The organism is Candidatus Paceibacterota bacterium, from assembly GCA_028714635.1.
Lineage (GTDB): Bacteria > Patescibacteriota > Minisyncoccia > Phycocordibacterales > JAQTLZ01 > JAQTLZ01.
In genome coordinates this window covers 65,421-90,436 of the sequence record JAQTLZ010000002.1, presented here as the reverse complement: position 1 = coordinate 90,436, position 25,016 = coordinate 65,421, and the positions used below count along the sequence as shown (strand labels likewise).

General features: G+C 43.8%; 30 protein-coding genes and 2 tRNA genes. 19 read left to right on the top strand and 13 right to left on the bottom strand.

All coding sequences use genetic code 11. The annotated features are described in order from the left end of the window. Positions 1-20 precede the first annotated feature (20 nt). The gene (locus tag PHS53_01805) at positions 21-527 is read left to right on the top strand and encodes a metalloprotease family protein (protein MDD5356863.1); all 507 of its coding nucleotides are present in this window, start codon (positions 21-23) and stop codon (positions 525-527) included. 9 nt (positions 528-536) lie between these two features. Beyond that, positions 537-767, top strand: coding sequence for a hypothetical protein (locus PHS53_01800; protein MDD5356862.1), 231 nt, complete (start codon positions 537-539; stop codon positions 765-767). Between the two features lie 162 nt (positions 768-929). Here PHS53_01800 and PHS53_01795 read toward each other — a convergent pair whose 3' ends face one another. Then, positions 930-2,117: a hypothetical protein gene (locus PHS53_01795; GenBank protein ID MDD5356861.1), complete on the bottom strand. Its 1,188-nt coding sequence runs from the start codon at positions 2,115-2,117 to the stop codon at positions 930-932. Between the two features lie 261 nt (positions 2,118-2,378). Between PHS53_01795 and PHS53_01790 the strand changes: the two genes are divergently transcribed. The 6 genes from PHS53_01790 to pyrB all read left to right on the top strand — a co-directional run bounded on the left by PHS53_01790 (position 2,379) and on the right by pyrB (position 5,814). Next, positions 2,379-2,843: a hypothetical protein gene (locus tag PHS53_01790; protein MDD5356860.1), complete on the top strand. Its 465-nt coding sequence runs from the start codon at positions 2,379-2,381 to the stop codon at positions 2,841-2,843. Between the two features lie 36 nt (positions 2,844-2,879). After that, positions 2,880-2,951: transfer RNA gene (locus PHS53_01785), tRNA-Arg, on the top strand. A gap of 51 nt (positions 2,952-3,002) precedes the next feature. Continuing rightward, complete coding sequence (locus PHS53_01780; protein ID MDD5356859.1) at positions 3,003-3,281, top strand: YerC/YecD family TrpR-related protein; 279 nt, start codon at positions 3,003-3,005, stop codon at positions 3,279-3,281. Beyond that, positions 3,282-3,836 (top strand): TIGR00725 family protein, encoded by a 555-nt coding sequence (locus tag PHS53_01775; protein ID MDD5356858.1) that lies wholly within the window; start codon positions 3,282-3,284, stop codon positions 3,834-3,836. 130 nt (positions 3,837-3,966) lie between these two features. After that, positions 3,967-4,860 (top strand): hypothetical protein, encoded by an 894-nt coding sequence (locus tag PHS53_01770; GenBank protein ID MDD5356857.1) that lies wholly within the window; start codon positions 3,967-3,969, stop codon positions 4,858-4,860. Between the two features lie 54 nt (positions 4,861-4,914). Next, positions 4,915-5,814: an aspartate carbamoyltransferase gene (pyrB, locus tag PHS53_01765; GenBank protein MDD5356856.1), complete on the top strand. Its 900-nt coding sequence runs from the start codon at positions 4,915-4,917 to the stop codon at positions 5,812-5,814. 32 nt (positions 5,815-5,846) lie between these two features. On the opposite strand, the gene rpsT is transcribed toward pyrB, so the two are convergent. After that, complete coding sequence (gene rpsT, locus PHS53_01760; GenBank protein ID MDD5356855.1) at positions 5,847-6,113, bottom strand: 30S ribosomal protein S20; 267 nt, start codon at positions 6,111-6,113, stop codon at positions 5,847-5,849. Positions 6,114-6,236: 123 nt separating this feature from the next. On the opposite strand from rpsT, the gene ruvA reads away from it, so the two are divergent. Continuing rightward, on the top strand, positions 6,237-6,818 hold the full coding sequence (ruvA, locus tag PHS53_01755) for a Holliday junction branch migration protein RuvA (GenBank protein ID MDD5356854.1): 582 nt from the start codon (positions 6,237-6,239) through the stop codon (positions 6,816-6,818). Continuing rightward, positions 6,819-8,096: a UDP-N-acetylmuramyl-tripeptide synthetase gene (gene murE / locus PHS53_01750; protein MDD5356853.1), complete on the top strand. Its 1,278-nt coding sequence runs from the start codon at positions 6,819-6,821 to the stop codon at positions 8,094-8,096. It begins immediately after the preceding gene. 2 nt (positions 8,097-8,098) lie between these two features. Here the strand turns inward: murE and PHS53_01745 are convergent, their stop codons facing one another. Next, on the bottom strand, positions 8,099-9,049 hold the full coding sequence (locus PHS53_01745; GenBank protein ID MDD5356852.1) for an N-acetylmuramoyl-L-alanine amidase: 951 nt from the start codon (positions 9,047-9,049) through the stop codon (positions 8,099-8,101). Positions 9,050-9,074: 25 nt separating this feature from the next. On the opposite strand from PHS53_01745, the gene mutM reads away from it, so the two are divergent. Beyond that, a complete protein-coding gene (gene mutM / locus PHS53_01740) occupies positions 9,075-9,983 on the top strand; it encodes a bifunctional DNA-formamidopyrimidine glycosylase/DNA-(apurinic or apyrimidinic site) lyase (GenBank protein ID MDD5356851.1) in 909 nt (302 codons plus the stop codon). Positions 9,984-10,014: 31 nt separating this feature from the next. Next, positions 10,015-10,194, top strand: coding sequence for a hypothetical protein (locus tag PHS53_01735; GenBank protein MDD5356850.1), 180 nt, complete (start codon positions 10,015-10,017; stop codon positions 10,192-10,194). 177 nt (positions 10,195-10,371) lie between these two features. On the opposite strand, the gene PHS53_01730 is transcribed toward PHS53_01735, so the two are convergent. Continuing rightward, a complete protein-coding gene (locus PHS53_01730; GenBank protein MDD5356849.1) occupies positions 10,372-10,845 on the bottom strand; it encodes a TrmH family RNA methyltransferase in 474 nt (157 codons plus the stop codon). Positions 10,846-10,922: 77 nt separating this feature from the next. Here PHS53_01730 and PHS53_01725 point away from each other — a divergent pair. Then, positions 10,923-10,995, top strand: a tRNA-Lys gene (locus PHS53_01725). Between the two features lie 154 nt (positions 10,996-11,149). Here PHS53_01725 and PHS53_01720 read toward each other — a convergent pair. After that, on the bottom strand, positions 11,150-11,800 hold the full coding sequence (locus PHS53_01720; GenBank protein MDD5356848.1) for a hypothetical protein: 651 nt from the start codon (positions 11,798-11,800) through the stop codon (positions 11,150-11,152). 57 nt (positions 11,801-11,857) lie between these two features. Continuing rightward, the gene (locus PHS53_01715; protein ID MDD5356847.1) at positions 11,858-12,295 is read right to left on the bottom strand and encodes a GNAT family N-acetyltransferase; all 438 of its coding nucleotides are present in this window, start codon (positions 12,293-12,295) and stop codon (positions 11,858-11,860) included. Positions 12,296-12,438: 143 nt separating this feature from the next. Between PHS53_01715 and PHS53_01710 the strand changes: the two genes are divergently transcribed. Further along, positions 12,439-12,981: a hypothetical protein gene (locus PHS53_01710; protein ID MDD5356846.1), complete on the top strand. Its 543-nt coding sequence runs from the start codon at positions 12,439-12,441 to the stop codon at positions 12,979-12,981. A gap of 33 nt (positions 12,982-13,014) precedes the next feature. Here the strand turns inward: PHS53_01710 and PHS53_01705 are convergent, their stop codons facing one another. From PHS53_01705 to PHS53_01680, 6 genes are all read right to left on the bottom strand, one after another. Continuing rightward, positions 13,015-13,389 (bottom strand): hypothetical protein, encoded by a 375-nt coding sequence (locus tag PHS53_01705; protein ID MDD5356845.1) that lies wholly within the window; start codon positions 13,387-13,389, stop codon positions 13,015-13,017. Positions 13,390-13,407: 18 nt separating this feature from the next. After that, positions 13,408-15,831, bottom strand: coding sequence for a DNA polymerase (locus PHS53_01700; GenBank protein ID MDD5356844.1), 2,424 nt, complete (start codon positions 15,829-15,831; stop codon positions 13,408-13,410). A gap of 4 nt (positions 15,832-15,835) precedes the next feature. Then, positions 15,836-16,276, bottom strand: coding sequence for a tRNA (adenosine(37)-N6)-threonylcarbamoyltransferase complex ATPase subunit type 1 TsaE (gene tsaE / locus PHS53_01695; protein ID MDD5356843.1), 441 nt, complete (start codon positions 16,274-16,276; stop codon positions 15,836-15,838). 123 nt (positions 16,277-16,399) lie between these two features. Then, on the bottom strand, positions 16,400-17,284 hold the full coding sequence (locus PHS53_01690; GenBank protein MDD5356842.1) for a hypothetical protein: 885 nt from the start codon (positions 17,282-17,284) through the stop codon (positions 16,400-16,402). 286 nt (positions 17,285-17,570) lie between these two features. Further along, the gene (locus tag PHS53_01685) at positions 17,571-18,506 is read right to left on the bottom strand and encodes a hypothetical protein (protein MDD5356841.1); all 936 of its coding nucleotides are present in this window, start codon (positions 18,504-18,506) and stop codon (positions 17,571-17,573) included. Positions 18,507-18,687: 181 nt separating this feature from the next. Then, positions 18,688-19,101, bottom strand: coding sequence for a hypothetical protein (locus PHS53_01680; GenBank protein MDD5356840.1), 414 nt, complete (start codon positions 19,099-19,101; stop codon positions 18,688-18,690). A gap of 161 nt (positions 19,102-19,262) precedes the next feature. Here PHS53_01680 and PHS53_01675 point away from each other — a divergent pair, with 161 nt between their 5' ends. From PHS53_01675 to PHS53_01655, 5 genes are all read left to right on the top strand, one after another. Continuing rightward, the gene (locus PHS53_01675) at positions 19,263-20,939 is read left to right on the top strand and encodes a GspE/PulE family protein (GenBank protein ID MDD5356839.1); all 1,677 of its coding nucleotides are present in this window, start codon (positions 19,263-19,265) and stop codon (positions 20,937-20,939) included. Positions 20,940-21,349: 410 nt separating this feature from the next. After that, positions 21,350-22,378 (top strand): Holliday junction branch migration DNA helicase RuvB, encoded by a 1,029-nt coding sequence (gene ruvB, locus PHS53_01670; GenBank protein ID MDD5356838.1) that lies wholly within the window; start codon positions 21,350-21,352, stop codon positions 22,376-22,378. A gap of 12 nt (positions 22,379-22,390) precedes the next feature. Beyond that, the gene (locus tag PHS53_01665) at positions 22,391-22,921 is read left to right on the top strand and encodes a YebC/PmpR family DNA-binding transcriptional regulator (protein ID MDD5356837.1); all 531 of its coding nucleotides are present in this window, start codon (positions 22,391-22,393) and stop codon (positions 22,919-22,921) included. Positions 22,922-22,926: 5 nt separating this feature from the next. Further along, on the top strand, positions 22,927-23,403 hold the full coding sequence (locus tag PHS53_01660) for a crossover junction endodeoxyribonuclease RuvC (protein ID MDD5356836.1): 477 nt from the start codon (positions 22,927-22,929) through the stop codon (positions 23,401-23,403). A 145-nt stretch (positions 23,404-23,548) separates the two neighbouring features. Further along, positions 23,549-23,722 carry a hypothetical protein gene (locus PHS53_01655; GenBank protein MDD5356835.1) on the top strand — a complete coding sequence of 58 codons (174 nt, stop codon included), beginning with the start codon at positions 23,549-23,551 and terminating at the stop codon, positions 23,720-23,722. 50 nt (positions 23,723-23,772) lie between these two features. Here PHS53_01655 and tyrS read toward each other — a convergent pair whose 3' ends face one another. Continuing rightward, positions 23,773-24,975, bottom strand: coding sequence for a tyrosine--tRNA ligase (gene tyrS / locus PHS53_01650; protein ID MDD5356834.1), 1,203 nt, complete (start codon positions 24,973-24,975; stop codon positions 23,773-23,775). Between the last annotated feature and the right edge of the window lie 41 nt (positions 24,976-25,016).

Genomic DNA, 25,016 nt, shown 5'->3' with positions numbered 1-25,016 from the left:
GAAGGTGTTATAATTTTTGGATGGCATGGTTCATCTGCTTTCTCACCTTCCCCGGCGTTATACTCCACGAATTCGCCCACAAGAAATTTTGCGATTGGTTCGGTGTGGCGGTTTTTAAAGTTTCATACTTCCGCCTCGGAAATCCTGTCGGGCAAGTCATTCACGCCGAGCCGACGAAATACCGCCAAGTGTTCTGGATTTCTTCAGGACCCCTCATCTTAAATACGATCATTGCTCTCGTCGCCGGCTATCTTGCTTTTCACGGGGATACAGAAATGAATTTGCGCATATTTTTAATTTGGATCTCTTTTTCGGCAGGCCTCAACGCATTTCCAAGCGATCAGGATATGGACAATATTATAGATGCTTCGAGAACGCCCTTGCGGTTTATGGATCTCGTCACTCTGGGATTTGTCTTCCGCTACGCATCGCTTCTCTTTGTATACCCCATGAAATGGGTAAATAATGCGAGGTATCTCTGGTTTTTGTATGCAATTCTCCTTGTAACGATAAGCTTTTATCTTTAAACTATAGCTATGGCAGACTTCAATCTAGATGAATCGAGAAAATATCAGAATCAGGTCATAGACCAGTTGCGGGTCATTCGCGACGAGATGGATCGGGATGTTATCAATTATTACTACACTGACGGCGCGCAGGATGAAGGAGAAGCACAAAGCAATCTCCGAGGAATCCACCGATATCTCAAAGATGTATATCAGAAAATTGACCGGATGCTTACGGACCTAGAAAGACATACGTATTGATTTCAAAAAGCTCCGAGCACTTTGTGCTCGGAGCTTTTTTTAAAACAAATTAAATAGCCCTGAATGCGAGGCGCGGAATATATTTTCGAAAGAGACGTACGGATGCTACGTTGAGAGAGAAAATATGTTTCGCAACGAAGCAGACGGGTTATTTTATTTGTTTTACATCCTCTTTAAATACATATCCCACACTGCCGAGGCGACATTAGAAGGCTTCCCTTCGAGCGGATCATGATGAAGATTAATGAACGGCACCGCATTGCATTCGATAATTCCCCACTTCTGCATATCCGGGTCTTTCGTAATATCTTCGGCAATAAAATCAAAGCCCAAGATTGGGTCATCAATAAATTGCGCAGCTTTATTTAAAGCCGGAATAAATTTCGGATGAGCAATATCCATAACCTCAATGCTTTTCCCTCCGTACGAAACCCCGATCTTTTCAGTCAGATCAATCTCTTTCCCTTTCGGTAAAACGCTGTCCCGAGAAAAACCCCGCCTCTTTAAATAGCCGTCTAGAAGAGCGTGTACAGGAACATCTTTTACTTCGCCAGTTTTGCGAGCATCTTTTTCACGAATAAGCTCAAGAATAGTATGAATTCCATCTCCAATGATTCGCGGAGGCTCTCCGGCAAGAAGTCCTCTGACTTCTCCATCAATAGCAGTCGCGCGAAAAACCGGTCCCACAAGATGCTCTTCAACTATGACAAATGGACAAAGTGTTTTTGTAACTTTAAATGCTCTCCTAAATTCTTCTTCTGTCGAAACAAAAGTGGTCGTATGTCTTCCGCGGGAACCAAACCTCGGCTTCACCACGACCGGCTTTTCTAATTTCCGAAACATCCGCAGTGCGCTCCAGTACCAAAAAAACCCAGCGCCTTTGGAAACGGAAACTCCTGCTCTCGCAAGTTTTTTCTTAAGCACCGCTTTATCATCTATCCACGCAGCAGCAGGAACTTCGATCGAATCTGGACGAGGAAGGCTTGTAAAAGGGCGCCACTTATCGCCAAGATAAACGCGATAGATATCCGTCGCCCGTCCAAAAACCATAAGCTGTTCCATCGCTATGCCCCGTTTCTCGGCTTCTTCCCAAAGCACTTTCCCGCGGGCGATTTTTGTTTTCGAAATGTCATTGCTCCACTTTGCAATGTGAAGCGGGAACCAAATCCAGGATAAAAGAACAAGGCCTTTTTCAATTGCGTGCATGAGCCTTCTCCCTGGGTATGAATAGAGGACATATTCATTAAAAGAGGCGGTCGCCCCATTGAAAAGCCCCGTAAGCTTGTCCATAGGGTGATTTGTCTGATTATTTCCGCAGTAAAGGCATCTATTCTTTTGTGATAAAGGCATGGTTGTTATGGTCTGAAATACAAAATTAATTCTAAATGATATACTAACTTTGGTCGACTTATCAGTGCAAACCGAAACTCTTATGATCGGACACTAAGTCGCACGCAAAGAGCCGGCAACGCCGGTTTTTTGCATTTTATGTCCTTGCTTACGTAAAGATTTTCTCAATATCCGATTCTCTATTACACGATCTTCCCATTCTACTCTCTCATCACAAATTGCAAACACAACTTTCGCGAACATATTTGTTATACTATAACGATGGCGCAAAGACCTCTCATTTGGCAAACCTACGAATACTCCTACCGGCATAAAACGGCTGATTGGTACTGGACGGTTTGGATTGTCGTCATCTCACTCGGAGCCATATCGGTGATTTACGGCAACATTATGCTTGCAGGGGTGCTTATCGTGGGAACATTCGCTCTCTCTGTTTTTGCAAGCAGGGCGCCTCAATTGCTTCGTTATGAAATAAACGAAAAAGGAATCGTTATCGGAAACACGATGTATCCATATTCAACACTCGACTCTTTCGGAATAGACATCTACGCTCCGGAAATGCCCAAGCTTGTTATTAAATCGAAGAAAAAAATGATGGCGTTCATTATCATTCCCCTCGATACGATAAATGAAGAAGTGGTGAGAAAATATCTAGCATATTACCTCGTCGAAGCTGAACACGAAGAACCCCTCACTCAAAAAATAATGGAATACTTGGGATTCTAAGGAGTCTATGATAAGTTAGAACTGTTTTATTTTAAACTCCCCGTCGTTCAACGGATAGGACACTTCCCTGCGAAGGAAGAAATTTTGGTTCAATTCCAAACGGGGGGACAAATATATACTTTACTTGACTAAAGTACTCCACTTTGCTAAACTGGGGGTATGGATTGGAATAGTAAAGAAAAAACAAAGTTTATCAGGGCAATTTTAGCTTTAAAAACAACTGCGGAAGCCGAGTGTTTTCTTCGTGATCTCATGACCGAAGGAGAAATTGAGGAATTTTCAAAACGCCTTAAAGCGGCCGAAATGCTCTCTCAAAACATTTCGTATGAAAAAATCGAGAAAGAAACGGGTCTAAGCTCGACTACAATTGCTCGTGTATCTAAATGGCTGAATGGCAGAGAAGGTGGCTATAAACTGGTGTTAAAGAGAATAAAGTAAATGAAAACACAATCACGAAAAATACAGATAGGAGTTATGGGTTCCGCTGCCGATCTTAAGTATTCAAAAAATCTTGAAAAACTGGCGGAAGAAGTCGGCTACTGGGTCGCAAAGAAAAAAGCCGCACTCATTTTCGGTGCTGAAAAAGACTACGATTCCCTCTCTACCGCAGCCTGTCGTGGAGCAAAAAAGGCAAAAGGAATGACTATCGGTATTACCTATGACAAAGGTTTGGATATTTTTGAAAAACAATATGCAGATATTGTGATTGCAAGCGGTCTTGAACGAGGTGGTGGAAGAGAATTAGCTCTTGTCTTAAGTTGCGATGCGATTATTACTCTGAACGGTGGTTCTGGAACTCTGACTGAAATTGCAATTGCATACCAGGCAAATATACCAATCATCACACTTTCCGGAACTGGCGGATGGAGTGAAAAGCTGGCTGGAGAGTATCTCGATGACAGAAAAAGAATAAAAATTGAAACCGCAAAAACACCAAAAGAAGCGGTCTCACGAGCTTTTAGGCTTATAAAACAAAAATATGCGAAAAAATAAGCAAAAATTTTCGACCACACACCATCACAATCAACTCTTCCGAGAAGAGCTTGGTTGTGGCTTTTAGAATTATCATTTTTCTCCACATTCAATCCCTTCTCAGAAGGGATTTCTCTTTTCTGATGGAAGGATGTTCTTTTTTAAACCCCCAGTGGAGGAAGAAAGCATGGACAAGCCCTACGTCGTTTCGGCAGACATTCAATTGCTCTTGCGTAAGTGGGCATTGCAAAGAGGTTTTGCGCTACCAAGCGATGAATTTTTCTCTGAATTAAGAGGAAAATTTGTCGAATTCATGAAACAAATTTTTCCGAATTTTGAATTTGTTTCGGAAAAAGAATTGTTGGAAGGAATTTCTGAACTACTCGTGGAAAATACCTTGCCTGTTGTCTCATTGGATCGTGTGTACTCTCACAGCGAACTTGCTTTTGAGATCGCACGTCTTTCTGATGAACATGGAAACGATTACGGTCTCGGACATCGTGCCGGAACTCCTTCGATTCTTCATCAACTCAGGCACGTGAAGAAAAGTGGCAACACAGAGGTTGCACTGATCGACGATGTCATCTTTTCGGGTAGCCTCATCGAACGAGTGATAGACTTGTTCGAAAAAGTTGGGATTCATGTCCCCGTGGTATACGCGGGCATCAGTATTGTAGAAGGAATAAAACGCACCGAGAAAAGATGCGAAGTTCGCTCCGTCCGTATTTACGAGCAAGTGATCGATGAAATTTGCGAACGCGACTTCTATCCTGGAGTGCCACTTTCAGGCAGGTTGCTTACTGGAGGTGAAGATGTTGGAATTCCATATCTTTTGCCCTTCGGTCATCCTGGAAAATGGGCTTCGGTTCCAGACGAGTGGCAGAAACCTTTCTCTCGTTTTTGTATTCAACAAACCATCTTCCTGTTTGAGGCGATAGAGGAATGTTCAGGAAAGGACGTCTGTTGTGCTGATCTTGAACGGAAAGTCATTGGCCTTCCAACTAATAGCGCACGTTTTGTTATTGCGCTCAGGAAGTGTTTTTAAGTATTTTGCTGACCGATTGTACAATCGGTCAGTTTTTAATGTACAATACCCCCAATGCATCACATCGTAGGATCCGAAGAATTTGATACAAAATTCATCGAAAGAATTTTCTCCATTGCAGATAGATTAAAAAAGAAAACCGATACCCCGCTACGGGGCAAAATATTAGCTTCACTGTTTTATGAACCGAGTACCAGAACTCGGTTTTCTTTTGAATCGGCGATGCTACGGCTCGGAGGAAGCGTAATTAGCACGGAAAATGCCAGAGAATTTTCTTCCGCTTCAAAGGGAGAAATTCTGGAAGATTCGATCAAAGTTATAAATAATTATGCTGATGTTATCGTAATGAGACATTATGAAGCAGGTGCAGCAAAAAGAGCTGCTTCCGTGTCGAAAATACCACTCATAAACGCAGGCGACGGGCCCGGACAACATCCCACCCAAGCTTTACTAGATCTTTACACGATTAAAAAAGAACTTGGAAAAATTGATGGGATTCGAATTGCTTTGGTTGGTGACTTAAAAAACAGCAGAACCATAAGATCACTCTCATATCTTTTAGGGAAATACAAAAACATAAAAATATATTTTGTCTCGCCGAAATCCCTTCAGATAAATAATGAAATCAAGACATATTTAAAAAAGCATAAAGTTGTTTTTGAAGAAATGGAAAATACAAAATCCATAATCAGCTCTATTGATGTTTTATACCAGACACGAATTCAAAAAGAACGATTCAAAAATCAAAAAGAATATTTGAGACTTCGAGATTTTTATCGGGTTGATATGCATCTAGTTACTCAAATGAAAAAAGAAGCGATCATTATGGATCCCCTGCCGCGAGTACATACGATCGCTACAGAAGTAGATGCTTCTCCAAAAGCAATGTACTTCAAACAAGTCCATTATGGACTCCTGATTAGAATGGCTTTGTTGAAATATCTTTTGACTTGATCTAAAAACAAAAACACCCTCTCGGGTGTTTTTTAAGCTGAAATTTTTGTGAGAAGCGCTGAGAGTCGTGACTTGTATCTCGCAGCAGTATTTTTCTTGATATATTTGGTTTTTGCCGCTTTGTCGATCGCCTGAAAAGTCTGTGGAAGCATTGTCTCAAATCCTTTTTTATCTTTCTTTTGAGCCATAATTCGGATCTCTTTGATAAGATCTTCCATCACCCGCTTTCGGCGAATATTGAAAACTCGCTTCCTGTCGGAAACTCGGATAGCCTTTTTTGCAGATGTCGTAATTGCCATATGGGTAGCGTCGAGCGTTTAGCGTCGAGCGTCCAGAAAAGATAGCAAAAGCAGCGAATAAAAGCAAATTTCTTTGCGTTTTTACCCTAAACGCTATACGCTATAAGCTATACGCTACCCACTATGATCTCTGAACTCACAGGCAAAATCGTCTCTAAAGACCTGAAAAAGGTGGTTTTGGACGTACATGGCGTGGGTTACAAGATATTCATTTCCGGTGATACCTTTGAAAAAGTGAAGAAAATGGGGTCTGAACCAGTGAGATTTTTCACTCATTTAGCTGTCAGAGAAGACGCGCTCGACCTGTACGGCTTTCTCGATGAAGAAGGCTTGAATTTTTTCGGACTTTTAATCTCTATCTCTGGCATCGGTCCAAAAACTGCAATGGGAATTCTTTCCGGCGCCACAGTATCTACGCTTCGCCAAGCAATTGCCTCCGGAGATTCGTCGCTTCTCACTAAAATGGGAGGAATCGGACGGAAAAATGCCGACAAAATTATTTTGGAACTTCGCGACAAGATCGGCCTTGTCGAAGAAAGCGAAAAAACTGATTTCCGCGGCGCCTCTGACGTGCTTGAAGCTTTGAAGTCTCTCGGGTATCCTGAACGGGAAGCTCGCGAGGCGCTCAAGAAAATTGATAAGAAAATCGAAAACACCTCGGAAAAAGTGAAACACGCTTTAAAAATTTTAGCAATGCACTCATAAATGATTTCTTTTTTACGAAAAATTATTCCGCAGAGCATATTTAAAAAGCTCCAGCCGATATATCACTACAAAATCGCTCTTCTTGGGGCGATTCTCTATCGCTTCCCTTCTCGAAAGATCAAAGTAGTTGGAATTACTGGAACAAAGGGAAAGACGACAACTACAGAGCTCACTGCAAGAGTACTTGAGGAAGCGGGGTTTAAAGTTGCCTCAATGGGCACGCTTCAGTTCAAAATCGGAGGAGATACAAAGCGAAATCTTTACAAAATGACAATGCCCGGGCGATTTTTCACCCAGAAATTTTTGCACGATGCTGTAAATGCAGGCTGCGATTGGGCTGTGATTGAAATGACTTCTGAAGGAGCAAAACAATTTCGTCACAAATATATTGACCTCGACGCGCTCATTGTTACCAACATCTCTCCAGAACATATTGAATCCCACGGTTCGTATGAAAAATATGTTGAAGCAAAACTCTCTATCGCTCACGCGCTTGAACATTCCGAGAAAAAAAATCGAGCGATTATCGTAAATAAGGATAGTGCCGAATCAGAAAAATTTCTCTCGCTGAATATTCCTCGAAAATACCCATACTCGCTGAAAGACGCAGGTTCGCACACGCTTGGTGGAGCAGGAATTGAATTTGGTTTCAATGGAGTAAGAATTTCCTCCCCTCTTCCCGGACTTTTCAATATCTACAATATGCTCGGCGTCGCTACATTTGCAAAAAGCCAAGCCATTGAGACTCCCGTGATAAAAAAAGCTCTTGAGAAAGTGACGCTGGTGCGAGGCCGAATGGAAAGAGTAACTTTGCCAGGAGATGTGAAGACGAAAAAAATACAGGACTTCACGGTGATCGTAGATTACGCCCACACTGCGGATTCTTTGGAAAAAGTGTATCAAACATTCGGCGCATCCGAAAAAATCTGCGTCCTCGGCAATACCGGAGGAGGAAGAGATAAATGGAAACGGCCAGAGATGGGGAAAATAGCTGATACCTATTGCTCTCAAATCATTCTCACCAATGAAGATCCGTACGACGAAGATCCCGAAGGGATCGTTAAGGAGATGGCAAAGGGAATGATAAAACATCATCCGAGGATCATTATGGACCGGCGAGAAGCTATACATTCAGCACTCAAAGATGCTCGTAAAGGTGAGGTGGTCATCATCACCGGCAAAGGAACTGATCCTTATATTATGGAAGCGAATGGGCAGAAAACTCCTTGGGATGATGCGACTGTAGTGCGAGAAGAACTTGTGAAAGTACTGAACTAATCCTACTGAATCGGATTAAAGAAATTTTCAACTCCGTTATAGGTCAAAAGCGCAAGATTTGAAATCGCCTGAGTGCGTTTTTGCAATGTCAAAAATTGCGGTTCATAAATATAGCCGTATTCAATGAGCATTCCTGCTGAATCAAGCGAGTTGTGAGAACCGATAGCAATGAGATCCTGCTCGGGCACAACTCCCAAATCTTCGTGCGAAAGGGTGCTTACCGAATATTCTTTCGAGAGTTCATTGAACACAGAATTCGCTATCGCCTGGCTTCCTTTCGAATTTGAGTACTGACCTTCCGGAATATAGATCGTGAATCCTTTGTATATTCCTGGGGTAGTAAGATCCTTTCGAGGATAATTGTTGAAATGGATATGAATGACAAGATCCATCTTGTTATCATTCGCCCATTTATTTATAGCGTAAAGGTGATATGCCACTTCGCTTACCGCGGTTCGATGAGGAACCCCCGTGACGGTTTGGAGAAGTCCTTTCGCTTCCAAATCATCCATCGTCGCAATTTGATTTTCCATAAAATCATTCACCATCTGTCTTTGTGTTGCGAAATATTCCTGAAAAATAGGGTTGTACCCGTCTTTGTGGGTACGGGAAAGTGTTACGACAAATCGAGGATCTTTTGAAAGCATGTTCGCGAGCTCTCCTCCAAGTTCTGCCGTCATATCAGCCTCCCTTATGCCCCAAAATTCGGTTCCGCTGTATTCATCATCATGTCCAGGAACAATAAGGACTCGAAACTTTTCTCCATTTTCTGCAGCTGCATACTTCTGGTGAAGAATTTCAGAGGTGGAGCTATCCACAAAAAATACTGATGCTACAAAATGACGGACTGATTCAAACGTCAGTCCGCGAGAAATGTTGCTGTGAATAAAAAAGAAAGAAACGCCGGTGAGGAGGACAATCCCGATGCAAACGATAAGAAGAATGTTCCTCATGGATAAATGTGCTATATATACTAACATGCCTGAACTCCCCGAAGTCCAAACAACTGCACATGGAGTAGACACGACGCTTCGCGGTCTCAACATTACCGACGCGTGGACTGATTACAATTCCTCATTCCATTCCGGAAAAGGAAACATCAAAAATCCTGTTTATTTTAAGACATTCCGGAATGAAATCGTTGGAAAAAAAATCCTTGGAGGCGCTCGACGGGGAAAAAATGTCTTGATTCATTTAAGCGGAAATCTCGTTATTCTCGTCCACATGAAAATGACAGGACATCTTCTCTACGGAAAATTTTCGCGGAAACAAAAAACATGGGTTGCTGACGAAAAGGGACCTCTCCAAGATCCATTCAATAAATTCATTCACCTGGTCTTCTCGCTTTCAAACGGCAAACAGCTCGCACTTTCTGACATGAGAAAATTCGCGAAAGTCTGCCTCACAGAGGAAGAGAAACTTCCCCACCATCCTGATTTGGCGCATCTCGGTCCAGAACCACTCGATACAAAGTTCTCTTTGGAAAAATTCCAAACCCGGCTCATGATGCGCCCAAATGCAAAAATAAAACAAGCGCTCATGGATCAAACGCTTGTCGCTGGAATCGGAAACATCTATTCAGATGAAATACTTTGGGCTTCTGGAATTCACCCAGAGACAAAAGTTCTCAAAATTCCTGTCAAAGAATCGCGCCTTATGTATACCTCAATGAAAGAATTGCTTCTCAAAGGAATCGACTTCGGCGGGGATTCCATGTCTGATTATCGAAATCTTTTCGGCGAAAGAGGGAGATTCCAGGCAGAGCATCATGCTTATCGCCTCACTGGAAAAAAGTGTAGTAAATACGGATGCAAAGGAATTATAAAACGCCTTAAAATCGGCGGAAGAAGCGCCCATTTCTGCTCTGTACACCAGAAAAAGTGGTAATGATGAAATAGAAAGAGTAAAATAGAAACATATGGCACACGAAGAAGGAGCTCCAGACGCGATCGAAGACCTAAAATATTTAGTGCTTATTGTTATTGGTCTTGGAGTTATTTGGTATGCAAGCGGTGGGTATGATCGTTTTAAAGCGAGTCGCGCGGGAACCACAGCCACATCTACTGAAGCAACGAGCACGATCTATATTGTGCAGTAAAAGTAGCTCGGAACAGTTTTTGAGAAACCCAGAAAAACCGCCAGCGGCGGTTTTTCCTTGTGCTGGGCGCCGGCTGCTTTGTGGTATAGTTTTTGCCCAAAGCAAAAATTACACCACAAAGACCATGCCAGCCTGGCGTGCGCGGGTTTCTAAAAACTATTCCTCGCTTAGACGTTGTCAGATACCTAAAATTCTAAAAAGAGCGATCCCCGCTGATACTGAAACGTTCAGCGATTCTTTTCTACCTTTCATCGGAATAAAAGCAATCTCATCTACTTTTTGTAAAAGCGATTTTGAAATTCCCTCAACCTCATTTCCGAAAACAAAAGCTGTTTTCAAGCCGATTTTTATTTTTTTATAATCCACTGCTTTTTTATCCTGTTCAATAGCTAGGATTTTGAATCCTGATTTTTTAAGTTTAGAAAAGAGAGATGCGGGAGTTTTTAACTTTTCCCAAGCAATAAATTCCTCGGCACCGAGCGCAGTTTTTGCAATCCCCTTTGCCTTTCGTCCAAATTTGTCGAGAGGAGCAGGAGTATAACCAGTCAAATATATTTTTGAGACCCCCGCAGCATCCGAGGTGCGAAAAATCGAGCCGACGTTTTGCTCGCTTCGGATGTTGTGAAGGATTACAACTATTTCTTTCTTCATATTTCGGAAGCATACGTTAAATCCAAAGTCTTTTCAAATATCGTTTTCTCTGTTATATTTTGCTGGTATTTTCAAATGCGCCCATAGCTCAGCTGGTAGAGCAGCTCCCTTTTAAGGAGAAGGTCGCAGGTTCGATCCCTGCTGGGCGCACAACAAAAAATTTCCGCGAAAGCGGATTTTTTGTTGTGCGCCCAGAGCAAGCAAACAATTTTGCTTGCGTCAGGGATCGAAACCCGATTGAGCATTTTTTCGGAGAAAAAATCCAATCGGGGTACTGACCCTGTAAGGGTCGATTCCCCGCTTTTTACACCCCCAAAACAAACCTCTCTAAAGCAATCTCAAACTCATGAATTCCCCGATGAGAATCATGGTAGAGAGAAACAAGATCCGAAGAATATTTTTCAAGCTCTGCTTGCGAATAGCGATTGCTTCCTGAAAGAACAAGTGTCTTTATCTTCCAGAAAAGCATGCCTGCGATCGCTTCTGGGGCAGATTCTTCTTCTAAAGCTTTGAGATAAAGGGCCCAAAGACCTTTCGCATCACGACGGCCGAACGCATCGCTCAAAGCGAAGACATTGAATTTTGGTTTTTCAAACTTTTTTTCTTCAAATTGGTCAATCTTGAAAGCATATTTTTTATATTTCTCCAGTGTTTTTGCATCAAGTTTCCCTTCAAGAATTAAAAACAAATTTTCTGTTTCTTTCATCTCCGGCAATTTTTCTACCAAGATTTCCAAAAACTCTTTATTTTCCGCAATCCTATCCACACAAACAATAAATTTCTTTTCAAAAAGCCCTGCGGAGCCGATGAACTCCTGAAGTTTGGAAGCGGAAAAATCTTCCCCATCCATTGAAAAAACCTCCGCATCAGGGCGCTTCTTCTGGGCTCCCAAAAGCGTCGCGTTTCTTTTTGCTCGTGAAGCATCCCTATCCGTACCGTAGAAAAGGTAGAACATATGATAACTATAACAAAAACAGGCAGTTCCCTAAAGAACTACCTGAAGAGCAAACGCTTACCCCGGGAGCCGAAGAACGAGACGCTCCTCTTCTTCCCCGAGAGGCTTCTTATCTTTAAAATTCCGACTGCGAAAACTTGCCTGAGACCTTGCATTACTTTTCTTCACCACAGCGCTCAGCTTTCGAAGACCCGCCGCTTGAGCTCTGCGTATGATTTCATTTATAAGAGTGCCGCCAATTCCTCTTCCCTCGTATTCAGGGTGAGTGGCATACTTATAAATAAATCCCTGCGATCTCAAAACAAAAAAGTCACAGAACACAACGGAGAGGACTCTCTCGTCCCGAACAGCGACGAGATAGAAGCCGTTTTTCATCTTCAGGGTTTGCTGAAACTTGGTTTCCGTAAACCATTTCGCCCAAAGACCACGCTTCTTCAGAATGTCGAGAACCGCTGGGAAATGCTCCAGTTGCATTTCACGAATTTCGTAATCCATGCGACCTCCGCTTCCAATTGCCAAAGAAAAACTACACTACCCCAGACTGGCATTATTTTATAATTTTGTCAATTAAATTTTTTGCGTCGCTACAGCACCGAGCATCTAGTGTAAAAAAATCTCTGACAGACTATAATAGAACTATGGACGAGTCACCTCTTTCAGATAATAAAAATGAAGCATGGGTTGGCAGAGACAAGGTTATCGCTCTTATGACGGATATTCTTGCCGGCTCGCGAGCTATGGTACAGCATCTCGACACCCAAACAAACATCCTCATCGGAGTAAGCTCTGCTCTCTTCGTCTTTTCAGCCAGTATCATCTTTTCAAACAAAAATTTTATTTTCTTTCTTATCTTGAGTTTCTTCAGCGGGATATCCGCCATTATTGGACTCTACGCGATCCATCCGCCGAAAAAAAGCCGAAAGAAAGGGCAAAAAGAAAGCATTATCTACAACAAGGAGATTGCCAGTTTCTCTTCTGGAGAAAAATATGAAAAAGTCTTGAAAGAGCGGATGCTTGATCTCGACAAAGCATTTTCTGAATATGCACTCGAAACATACAACGTGGCGAGATATTATTACCGTCCCAAACGGGCACTGTTCAAAGCAGCTCGAAATGTTTTACTGACGGGAATTATTCTCTGCACTCTTACGTTCATCATTCAGTACCTCTTCTGGAGATGAAAACGTTAAGCTCGAAGTTTTTAAAGAAAAAAATTAGAAACCCGTACTTGCCACAAGACTAATCATCACGTCAAGAAAGGCGACGAAAGATGCAAAAACAATACCTGTAATTGCAAGTCCTTTTCCCCCCAAAGAGGGATTTCTTTTTATTGCAACAAGGGAAGCGATTCCACAGATCAGAGAAGCTAACCAAACGATTATTGTAAGACAAAGAAAAAATATTGCTCCAGCCAATGTTGGAGGCCTCATTACTATAGAAGTTTCGCCTAAGAGAGCTCCTTGAGAAAGGAAAAAAATAACACTTAATATGAGTGAAGCAAGCGCCAATTTTGACTTTGATCTAAAGAAATAAGCCAAAAGAGCAAAAAACAGGAGATATAAGAAAGGTATGAGATAAGAGGTAATCATATAAATAATTATATCAGATTATCGTATCTCCTCCATTTCTGACCAGTTTTCCCCTACCGAAGCCTTAGTCTTGCACACAATTCCAAATATTTTTTCTGGGGGAATGACATTTTCCATGATCTTTTGAATTTCTGGCAACACTTTTTTCACCAAGTCAGTTCTGATTTCATACATGAGCGAGTCATGAATTTGGAGAAGCAGATAGACATCTTTGCCTAAATTATTTTTCTCAATATATTTATCGACATTGCCCATCGCGAGTTTTACAATATCAGCCGAAGTTCCCTGGATCGGTGCATTGATGGCCATTCTTTCTGCCATCGCTTTTATAAATGGCAGTCTTGAGCGAAGATCTGGAAACAATCTTCGACGTCCGAAAAAAGTTTCTGTGTAGCCTTTTGCAGTGGCTTCTTTTTTCACATTTTCGAGATATTCCGCAAGTCCGGAAAAATTCTTGAAATATTCTTCGTAAAACTTCTGCGCCTCTTCGCGCGTCGAACCCGTCGTCGCCTTAAGCGCATTCACTCCCATTCCGTAGATAATACCGAAATTAATGACTTTCGCTTTTCGGCGCATTTCATAATCCACTTTGTCCGCGGAAACACCAAATACAGCGGCCGCCACTTCATTGTGAATATCTCGATTATTTTTGAAAATCTCTATCATTCTTTTATCTTTTGACAAAAACGCGGAGACACGAAGCTCCATCTGCGAGTAGTCGAGCTCCACAAGAGAGAATCCTTTCTCTGCCACAAACGCATTTCGAATTACTCGTCCAAGCTCGCTTTTTATCGGAATATTCTGCATATTCGGATTTGCTGATGCCATTCTCCCCGTGGTCGAACCTGCTTGAATAAATTCAGCATGAAGCCGTCCGTCGTCTGAAATGAGCGTCGGAATGGTGTCTATATAGGTAGAGAGAAGCTTCTGAAGTTCGCGATAATTCAAAATTTCAGAAACAATCGGATGAAGGTCTTTCATCTTCTCGAGCTCGGATTCTTTCGTAGATTTTGCGCCTCCCGCGGTCTTTTTCTGATTTTTGGGAGCCAATCCCATTTTGTCGAAAAGAATTTCACCGAGCTGTTTGGGAGAATTAATATTAAATTCCTGCCCCGCATGTTTCCAAATTTTCGCCTCGAGGGCTGAAAGTTTTTTGTGATACTCCTTTGAAAGTTCTGCCAAATATTTCGCATCGATTTTTACTCCTCTCTCCTTCATTTTTTCGGTGATGCGAATGAGCGGAAACTCGATATCTTTGTATACATTTTCTAAATTTTGCTTTTTGAGTTCGCTCATTATGACATCCTGTGCTTCCGCAAATGTGTTCTTTCCGCTCCATTCCAAGACATCCTTGAGAGACGGGTTGGTAATATTTGAATCCAAAAGCCAGAGGGCAACAGATACTTTTTTGAGCTGTTGCGGTGCGACATTTTCTTGTACAGTCGGCGAAGAAAGAAACGCTCCCTGGGTTGGCTTTCCATTTACCAACTCGTCTACTCGCGCGCCAAGTGTTCGAAATTCCAATTCTTGGAAAAGTTTTTTGAGTGCGTCAAAATCCACATTCTCTTTCCAATGTTTTGCGGGCAATTTGAAATCCATCGGAGCATCCCGGCGAATAAGAGCGAGCATCTTTGAGAAAATAGCCTCTTCTTCGTGTTCTGAAAGCAAAGCTACAATCCTTTCCGTAAGACCAGCTTCAATAAACTGCTTCTTATTTTTCTTTAATGCTTTATAAATTTCCTCTACTGAACCGAATTTCTGAATGAGAATCGAAGCAGTTTTGTCTCCGATGCCTTTGATACCAATAATATTGTCTGATGGATCGCCTCGAAAGCCTTTGTAATCAGGCAAAAGCTTCGGCCCAAATCCGAACCGCTCCCGCACCATGTCCTCGTCATAAATAATCGTGTCTTTGATGCCTTTTTTCAAAGTGTAGACCTGCACTTTTTTATCATCGACAAGCTGGAGCGTATCCATATCACCCGAGCAGATGACAACCGAAATATTTTTATCATCCTTCACTTTTTCTACAATCGTCCCCAAAAGATCGTCCGCTTCAAATCCTCCCACTTCAAAAAAGGGAATGCCAAATACCTTTAACACATCGCGAGATTTTTTAATCTGCGAAACCAGCGCCTCATCCGTTTTCGCCCGCCCAGCTTTGTAGTCCTCGTACAGCTCATGGCGATAGGTGGCCTGTGGCAAGTCGTAGCAAGCGATAATATAGTCAGGCTTAATATCTCCAATAAGCTTGAGAAGCATGGTAATAAGACCATATAGAGCCCCAGTAGGCACGCCATCACGTGTGGCAAAATCAGGAAGTGCGTGATACGCGCGATGAATAATCGCGTGCATATCCAATAGGGCGAGTTTTTTCTTTCCGCCATTTTCAGGCGTACTTTTCGTCTCCTCTTTTTTTATTTTCTCGGTTTTTTTCGGCATCGTATTATTCAAAAGAAATTTCTCGGGTCGTTTCGTCTACGTGTTTAAAATAAATATGCTGCATTTCTTTGGGCAGAATATCTGAGACTTTTTCCGGCCATTCGATGAAAATAATATTCTTTGGATTTTCAGAAATTTCTTTCCAGCCCAAATTCAAAAGTTCACGCGAGCTCTCGAGGCGATACGCATCAATATGAATGAGATGATCAAACTCTCTAGCTTTCAATTTGAAAAGTTTTTCAATAATAAACGTAGGGCTGGTTATATCTTCCTCTATTCCAAAAGCTTTTGCTATACCTTTCATGAAGGTGGTTTTGCCCGCGCCCAAATCCCCATGCAGACCGACGAGGGTAGCTTTTAGCTTGTTGCTCGTAGCTGGTAGCTTCGATACAAAATCCTTCGAAATTTTTTCTGTTTCTTCCAAACTCTTGCTCACTTTTTTCATATTCAAAGTCTACTCTACCACCCCATCATCATCAACACAAAAACCCAGGTAACAAAAGAGGAGAACACTGCACTAGCTGTGTTCTCCTCGCCTCATTTCGCCTCTTTGTTCAATGTCTTGTGACTAGTGGTGCCCTCCTCCTCCATACTGGAAGCCGAATCCAACTCCCCACCTTGAGGTGTCTGGACTCTGCCACCAACCCCTGGGATTCCACTCCCAGTTATTACCGTACGGACGAGGCGGCTGTTCCCAGCGCCTATTCCCAGTATGGTAATAATGCCCAGGATGGGGTGGTGCTTCCCAGCAACCCTTATGCTCGATCCAGCCCCATCCTTCATGGGGACAGACATTGCGGTCGCGGTAGACAATGACAGTCTCCTTCACCACCGGACGTACTGCTGTGCGAGTGTTGTGACACCCGCACTGTTTTCCCACTTCTACTACTTGTCCACAATGACCGCAGGTCGTGCCGTAGAAGCGGCCCGGTTCGAGCGGCGGTAAGCCACTCGCAACGTGGTGTTCCTCGTGGTGTTCTGCATGTGGTGCCGCTGCTTTATGCTGCGGCGCCGCGTGCCACTTCCCGCTCTTGGAATCCTGAACCATATCTGAACTTTTCATCGTCCAGGTACCAATCCAGTTTTCCTTTGACTCGTACCAGACCCAGTCCACTCCGGGAGTTCCAGGACACTTGGGCCGTTGCCAGCCCCAGCTTCCATCTTCGGGTCGCTGGAATTTTACATACCCCGGATGCGGGCACGGACCACATTCGCCGTTTTTTTGAACGGGAACGTCTTCCGTCTTCTTCCCCTTCCCTTGGTAAGCCGCGCGCCAGTTCTGCGCGTTGATACGCTGTTTGACCAGCGCTTCGTCAGTTTCAGCGAGGCGTTTCGTTGCCTCCGCATTCACCAACTCCTGGTTCTTCAGGGGGTCACCCGTGACCGAAACATTAACGGTCGTGGGAACCTGACCTTCTTCGCCCGCGACCACACTGGCCGAGAGCACGAACACGAACAGTACGAAAACGATGCTTTTCATCCTCAAATCCTCCCAAAGTTTGCCGCTTCAGAGCGACATGATTGACGGTTGAACTTCCACTTCTACTCTACATCACAAGGTCCTTCTGGCTATAATGATAGCACACAAAGCACTGCTTTGTCAAGTGCCTCTAGTGCCCGCATAAGAAGACGGGGGTAGGAGACGAAAGTGACGAAAGATACGAAAAAAGGAGCACCAGATTGTGCTCCCATTCTTTATTCCTCTTTGTTCAACTTGTACTGTACTACCGGCCGGCTTTTTACGGCTTGCCAGTTTCAGGAAGGGTCAGCGTATTCTCGCCGCTCGTGTCCTTTTCGGTCACAACGATCGGGCACTCGAGATCCTTGACCAGCTTGTTCTCACGTTCGAACAGCGGATCGTGCACCTCGAGAAGTACGCGCATCATCCTTTCGGATTCAGCGTTCATCGCTTTTACGTTGCCGGCTGTTGCCCGCCAGCGAGACGCGTTGCGATTGGCTTTGACCAAGGCTTCATCGGTCAAGGCGATCCGCCGAAGCGTCTCACCATTGACTGCGGCCTGATTCTTGGCCGGGTCGCCCGCGACCACGACGATCACTTTGCCGTTCACGAGCGAAACCTTGCGGTCCTTGCTGGTATCCGCACCATCAACAACGATGTTTTCCGGCGGTTTGCCGGGGGCATCGAGGTCGATGGTAGTCGTCTTCCCGTCGTCCGACGCGGTCGCGGGCGTGAGCTTGACTGCGTCCTTGGCCGTCGCGGTCTCACCTTTCGGTTCGTCCGTTTTCGGCTTGTCAGTCGCATCCTTGCCGTCGCCCTTGCCCTTGTCGTCCTTCGCCACAACTTCGTCCTTCGGCGCATCGCCCTTCGGAGCCGTCTTGTCGCCAGCCGTCAGAGCGGCAGGCGCCGGTTCCAATTTGACGACAGCCACCTTCGCCGTTGAGGCCGAGAAGAGACTGTTGCGGAAGAAGTATGCGATGGCCAAGCCGAGCACGACGAGCGCTGCGACCTTCGTCCAGCGCCACCACGCGGGCTGGAGAATGACCTTCAGCCCTGTGATTTCATTGCTGGCGGACTCGATCTCCGCCTCCGCCTTGCGCATCTCGACATGGTCGCCCATTTGCAGAGCATCAGCGTATTTACGCTGGGAATCGCTGAGACGCGACTTCAAATGCTCCAAACGCGCCTTCTTTGCTGACCGCTGTTGAACCGTCATCGTACACCTCCCTGTAAATGTTCGAAGAGTTGCCCTCGTGGCGAAATTGCCTCCAAGGATTCCTCGATCTGTTTTCCCGTTACCATTATAGCACTTCGTATGAAAAAGTCAATAGCCTCGCTTAATTATTAAAAATGGAACTTCGGAGCAGTAAAAAAGGAGCGAAACGCTCCTTTTGGGCCTATTTTGTGTTGCGAAGCGCTCTCATCTTCTGAATAGAGAGCCGGTTCACTTCATCAACATTATCTGCCCTTACTTTTGGAATTTTGGGAACCATCCAGATGGTGGGGTTCTTCTGAACAGGGGGAGCTACGTAGGTATTCTCCTCAGTTAAGACACCTTGCTCATTCTCGGTTGGTAGAGCAGTGTCCTCACCCTCGGTGACAACCTCCACTTCCCCTTCTTCTTCCTGAATTTCGGTCTGGACAATGGGAGCTCGGTGAAAGGCTCCCTTCACGAAGCCAATTCCCTTGCCGATACCGACAATGGAAAGGAAAATTGGAAGAAGGAAAAGTCCCATACCCGGAGTTCCTTTCCCTCCGCCTCCTCCGCCTCCGCCTCCGGAGGATTTGTGACTGTCACCACCGTGAGCCATAACTCCTCCGAAGTTGATTTGTTGAAAAAAATCAAGGGAATCCGCACGGATTCTCGCCTTGTTACTCTTTTGCCTTTTATGTTTATATCATTAATGTGAAAAAAGTCAAGCAAGAAAATATCTTTGTAGAAAGATAAAAAAAGGCTACACTAATAGCTACGATGGTTGAATTCGACGACGACAAGCAAAAAAAGAAAGTTAAAGAACTCTATAAACTCGAGGAGGAAGAACTCGCTCAGGAACTTTCTGAAAAATATGAAATGGGTTACCTCGATCTTTCCACAATTTCCATCAATACCGATGCTCTTGGAATCGTGCCGGAAGAAAAAGCTCATGAAGCAAAGGTGGCGATCTTCAATATGGTGGGGAAAAAACTTCAAGTTGCCGTCCAAGCTCCTCAAAATGAAAAAACGATTGAAACGCTACGGGAGCTCAAAACCCGCGGATATGAATGCACCTTATTTCTTGTTTCGAACGCGAGCCTAGAAAAAGCATGGTCGCGCTACAAAGACATTTCTTTCGCCTACGAAACAAAAGCGGGAGCGCTTGATATCTCAAATGAGGAGATCGCGGCAATTCTTAAAAATGTAAAGACGATCGGAGACGTCAAAAAACTCATCGAAGATGTGTTGGTGCAGAAAAAAGGCTACCGAATTTCAAAAATTCTCGAGATCATCGTTGCCGGAGCGCTCGCAACTTCTGCATCCGATATCCATATCGAACCTGAAGAGGGATACGTGCGCCTTCGCTACCGACTCGACGGCGTACTCCTCGACATTCTCACCTTTGATCGCGACACCTATTCCCTGCTTCTCTCTCGAGTAAAGCTTCTTTCGGGATTGAAACTCAATATTAAAGCGAATGCGCAAGACGGACGATTCAGCGTTCATATTGATACCCAGAATATTGAGATCCGAACCTCGATCTTGCCCGGAGCGTACAGCGAATCAATCGTGCTTCGTATTTTGAATCCGAAAACCATCAATGTCCCGATGGAAGAGCTTGGCATTCAGCCGAAACTTTTGAAACTACTCGAACATGAAATTTCCAAGCCGAACGGAATGATCCTCACCACTGGGCCTACTGGTTCCGGAAAGACGACGACTTTGTATTCATTCCTGAAAAAAATTCACAGTCCGGAAATCAAGATCATCACCATCGAAGATCCGATTGAATATCACTTGCCCGGAATCGTGCAGACACAGACTGACGCGGAAAAAGGATACACCTTCCTCACAGGACTTCGCTCCGCACTGCGACAAGACCCCGACGTCATCATGGTCGGTGAAATTCGAGATTCAGAAACTGCAGAGATTGCTATCAATTCCGCTCTCACGGGACACCTCGTCTTCTCGACACTTCACACCAACGATGCTGCGGGCTCTTTCCCCCGCCTCATAGACCTCGGCGTGAATCCAAAAATTCTCACTTCAGCGATCAACATTGCTCTAGCCCAAAGACTTGTGCGAACGCTCTGTCAAAATTGCAAAAAAGAAATCCCGCTTGAAGGCGAAACCGAAAAACTTATCAAATACATTCTTTCGACCATCGTCTCGGCTGAAAATAAAATTGAAGCGAAAACAATTTGGGAAGCGGTAGGCTGTGAAAAATGCAACGGAACCGGATATAAAGGACGAATCGGAATTTACGAGGCAATCCTTACTGATCAGGCAATCGAGAAAGTGGTGGAAGAAAATCCAAGCGAACGGGAGATCCGCGCTGCGGCAGCTCCGCAAGGACTTCTCACTTTGGAGCAGGATGGGGTGATAAAAGTACTCCAAGGAGTAACTTCCCTTCCTGAATTACAGAGGGTGATTGAAATAAAAATGGTTTCTTGACAAAAAATCTTCACATGCATGTGAAGATTTTTTGTCACACAACCAGACATTGAAATTCCGGGTTGTAAATATGGAAGAATGAAAAAAGAGGAGTAGTATTGAAAACAGAAGAAAGAGATCGAATTCAGAAATCTCCAAGCAATTCTTTTTATAGCAAGCTATAAAAAGTTAAATATACCCTCTAAGGATTTTCCCAGAGATGAACCGAAGTTCAGACCAGAAAGTCCTCGAAGGATACTAATAAACGGTGAGGTTTAATTGCTTAGAGATTTATGCACTCGATACGAGCCTAAAGTTGAGTTTTTGACTGGCTTTTCAAACAAAATCTTTTTTTCGGAACTGGCACCATACTAGCATGAATTAGTTTTAATGTCAATGCCTCATACTCTGTGGTACACTATTGATAAGGAATGAAAAAAGAACAGAAAAAAAATGAAAAAGGCGAAATAAAAGAAGAAAGTGGCTTTCTGGACCAGACGCTTCGGCCTTCCCGCTGGCAAGAATACATAGGACAGAAAAATATTAAGGATAATTTGCAGGTTCTCCTCTCTGCCGCGGCCGAAAGGAAGCACCCGCCGGAGCATATCCTCTTTTACGGACCCCCGGGACTTGGGAAAACGACGCTTGCGCACCTCATCGCGAAAGAAATCTCTGCCCAGATGAAAATTACCTCTGGCCCAGCAATCGAAAAAGTAGGCGACCTTGCTTCGATTCTCACCAACCTCTCTCCCGGAGACATTCTCTTCATAGATGAGATCCACCGGCTCAATAAGACCGTCGAAGAAATGCTTTACCCCGCAATGGAGGCGGGCTCGCTCGATATTATTATCGGCAAAGGCCCTTCAGCACGCACAATTCAGCTTGATCTGCCTCCATTTACGCTCATTGCGGCCACTACTCGCGTCGCACTTCTCTCATCGCCCTTGCGCTCCCGTTTTTCAGGAGGAATTTTCCGCCTTGAGTTTTATACGGAAAAAGAAATCGGGGAAATTCTGAAACGCTCTGCAAAAATTCTCGGTGTCGAAATTCATGAAGACGGCATAAAAGAAATCGCGAAACGAAGCCGGTTCACTCCGCGAACTGCGAACTATCTTCTGAAACGATGCCGAGATTTTGCCCAGGTTGGGAAAAAAGCGCTCGATAAAAATACTGTCATGGAGGCGCTCTCACTTCTTGGCGTAGACGAACGAGGACTTCTCGCGTCGGATAGAAGCCTCATCGATGTCCTTATCAACAAATTCTCCGGCGGACCAGTGGGACTTGGCACGCTATCGGCAGCGCTCTCCGAAGAAGAAGCGACTATCGAAGAATTCAACGAACCATATTTAATTCAACTCGGCTTTCTTGAAAGAACTCCTCGTGGAAGAACCGCAACAATCAAAGCCTACGGACATTTAAATATAGACGCACCCTCGCATTTGCAAAACAAATTATTATAATAATGAATATATATGTCAGGTCATAACAAATGGAGCCAGATCAAGAGACAGAAAGGTGTTTCAGATGCAAAAAAGAGCAAAATGTTTTCAAAATTCGGCCGCTTGCTTGTTATTGAAGCCAAAAAGGCAGGGGGAAATTTGAATTCTCCGTCTTTAAAGGCTGTTATTGATAGAGCGAAAGCGGCAAATATGCCGAACGACACTATTGATCGGGCTTTGAAGAAAGCTTCGACTGATAAAAGCGCAGCTATGGATTCGATCACGTATGAATCATACGGGCCGGGCGGATGCGCGATAATCATTGAAGCGCTTACCGATAATAGAAACAAGGCGGCGCAAGAAATAAAATTTATTCTTTCTAAATACGGGGCATCGCTTGCCGGCATCGGCGCAGCAACGTGGGCATTCAAAAAAGTCGGCACAGGATGGGAAGCACAGACAACTGTTCCCCTTGAAGATGTTGATATCGCTACACTTGAAAAACTGGTGGACGAACTTGAAGAAAATGATGAGGTGCAGGAAGTCTTCACAAACGCTGAATAAAAATTATGAAGGTTCTCGCTATTGATCCTGGGTACGAACGCCTTGGCATTGCTATTATCGAAAAAGAAAATCGCGGAAAAGAAAAACTTCTTTTTTCAGAATGTTTCCAAACTAAAGCGGCATTCCCCTTCCCCGAACGGCTTCGCCAAATCGGAGAGGAAATAGAAAAAATCATAAAGGAATACAAGCCTGAATTTTTCGCTATTGAAAAACTTTTTTTCAATAAAAATCAAAAAACGGCGATGCTTGTGTCTGAAAGCTATGGAGCAATCTTGCAGATCGCAGCGAAAAATAACCTTGAGATTCGCGAATTCACACCTCCCGAAATTAAAGTAGCGACGACAGGATCAGGACGCGCGGACAAGCGTCAAATTATTCAAATGCTCCCCAAACTTCTCGAAATAAAAGAAGAAATAAAGCACGATGATGAGTATGATGCTATCGCTGTTGGACTCACCTTTTTTGCCGTTTATAGGCCTTAAATCAGCGATTTTCAAGAAAAATACTTTTCCACAGAGATTTAAAAGAATAACTAGTTGCAAAAAAAATACAATCTGGTACAAATAGGGCGTCTAGAAGTTTTTTACTCAAAAAACTTAGAGAAAAAGTCGTTTTTAACAATTTTTAATGAACTTGCTGGAGGATACTATTCTCCACACAATCATTATGCCAAGAAAAGATGATGACGAGTTAGAGGATGACGAAGAAGAGGAAGATGTGGACGAGGATAAGGATCTGGAAGAGGGTGAAGAAGATGATGAAGACGTCCTCGATGCCGATCTCATGGACGACGCAGAATAGAATACTTTTTTCTCAAAAGAAAAATCCCGCATTTGCGGGATTTTTCTTTTTTATGAAACTTTGATCTTAAGAAATCTATGCTTGCCCACTTTTACATTTATATCCTTGGTAACTCCGAACGCTTGGTCAGTGATCTTCTCTCCTCCTATTTCAGATACCGCCCCTTCGTCGAAAAGACGGCGAGCTTCTGTTTTTGAGGCAACTAATTTTGCTCTGACGATGACATCAATAATTTTTTCTCCTGATGCGGCGGAAAAAACTTCCGCATCGTCAGATATTCCTTTTCTTGAAAAAGTTTCAGTAAAATTTTTCTCAGCCTCGTCTGCATCTCTTGAGCTGTGATAAAGGGCAACGACTTCTTTCGCCAATCGGACTTTAATATCTTTTGGATTAGTGCCGTTTTTTAAATCATTTTTAATATTTTCAATTTCAAGAGAAGAGACGTCCGTACAGAGCTCGAATCCGGACAAAATCATCCCGTCAGACCAACTCATCACCTTTCCAAACATCTCGTTTGGGGAATCAGCGAGAGAAACGGCATTATTGGTCGTCTTCCCCATCTTAAGTCCGCCTGAATCTGCGAGGAGCTTCATGGTGATCACAAATTTTTCTTTTCCCTTGAGCTGTTTCATGAGCGTACGGCCAGCAAGCATATTGAATGTCTGATCGTTCCCGCCGATCTCTCCATCAACATCGAGCGCTACAGAGTCGTATCCTTGCATCAAAGGATAGAGAAATTCGTGAAGGTGAATCGGCTTCTGTTCAGAAAATCTTTTTTGGAACATATCTCGTTCAAGCATCTGTTGTACTGTAAAATGCGAAGCGAGATGCACCACATCTTCAAACGACATTTTGGAGAGCCATTTTGAATTATATTTGAGCTCCGCCTTGTTCGCTCCGCTAAATTGCAAAAAGAGCGAGGCTTGTTTCTTATAGAGCTTGGCATTGGCAAGCACTTCTTCCTTTGTTTGGGTTTTGCGGACAGCAGTCTTATCAGTCGGATCACCAATCATCCCAGTAAAATCTCCGATAAGAAGAATTATTTTGACGCCAAATCTTTGGAAATCGCGCAGTTTTTTAAGGACAATAGCATGGCCGATATGAAGAGATGGCCCTGTAGGGTCAATACCGAGGTAGAGGGAGAGCTTTTCACCTCTCTCAAGTTTTGCCTTAAGAAAGTCGCGAGTAGGATAGATCTGTTCAATTCCGTGATTGAGGAGATTATCAATCTCGTCTTTTTTCTCTAGTGTCATACCCAACAATTTAGCATATATTTGGACTCTCTGGTACAGGC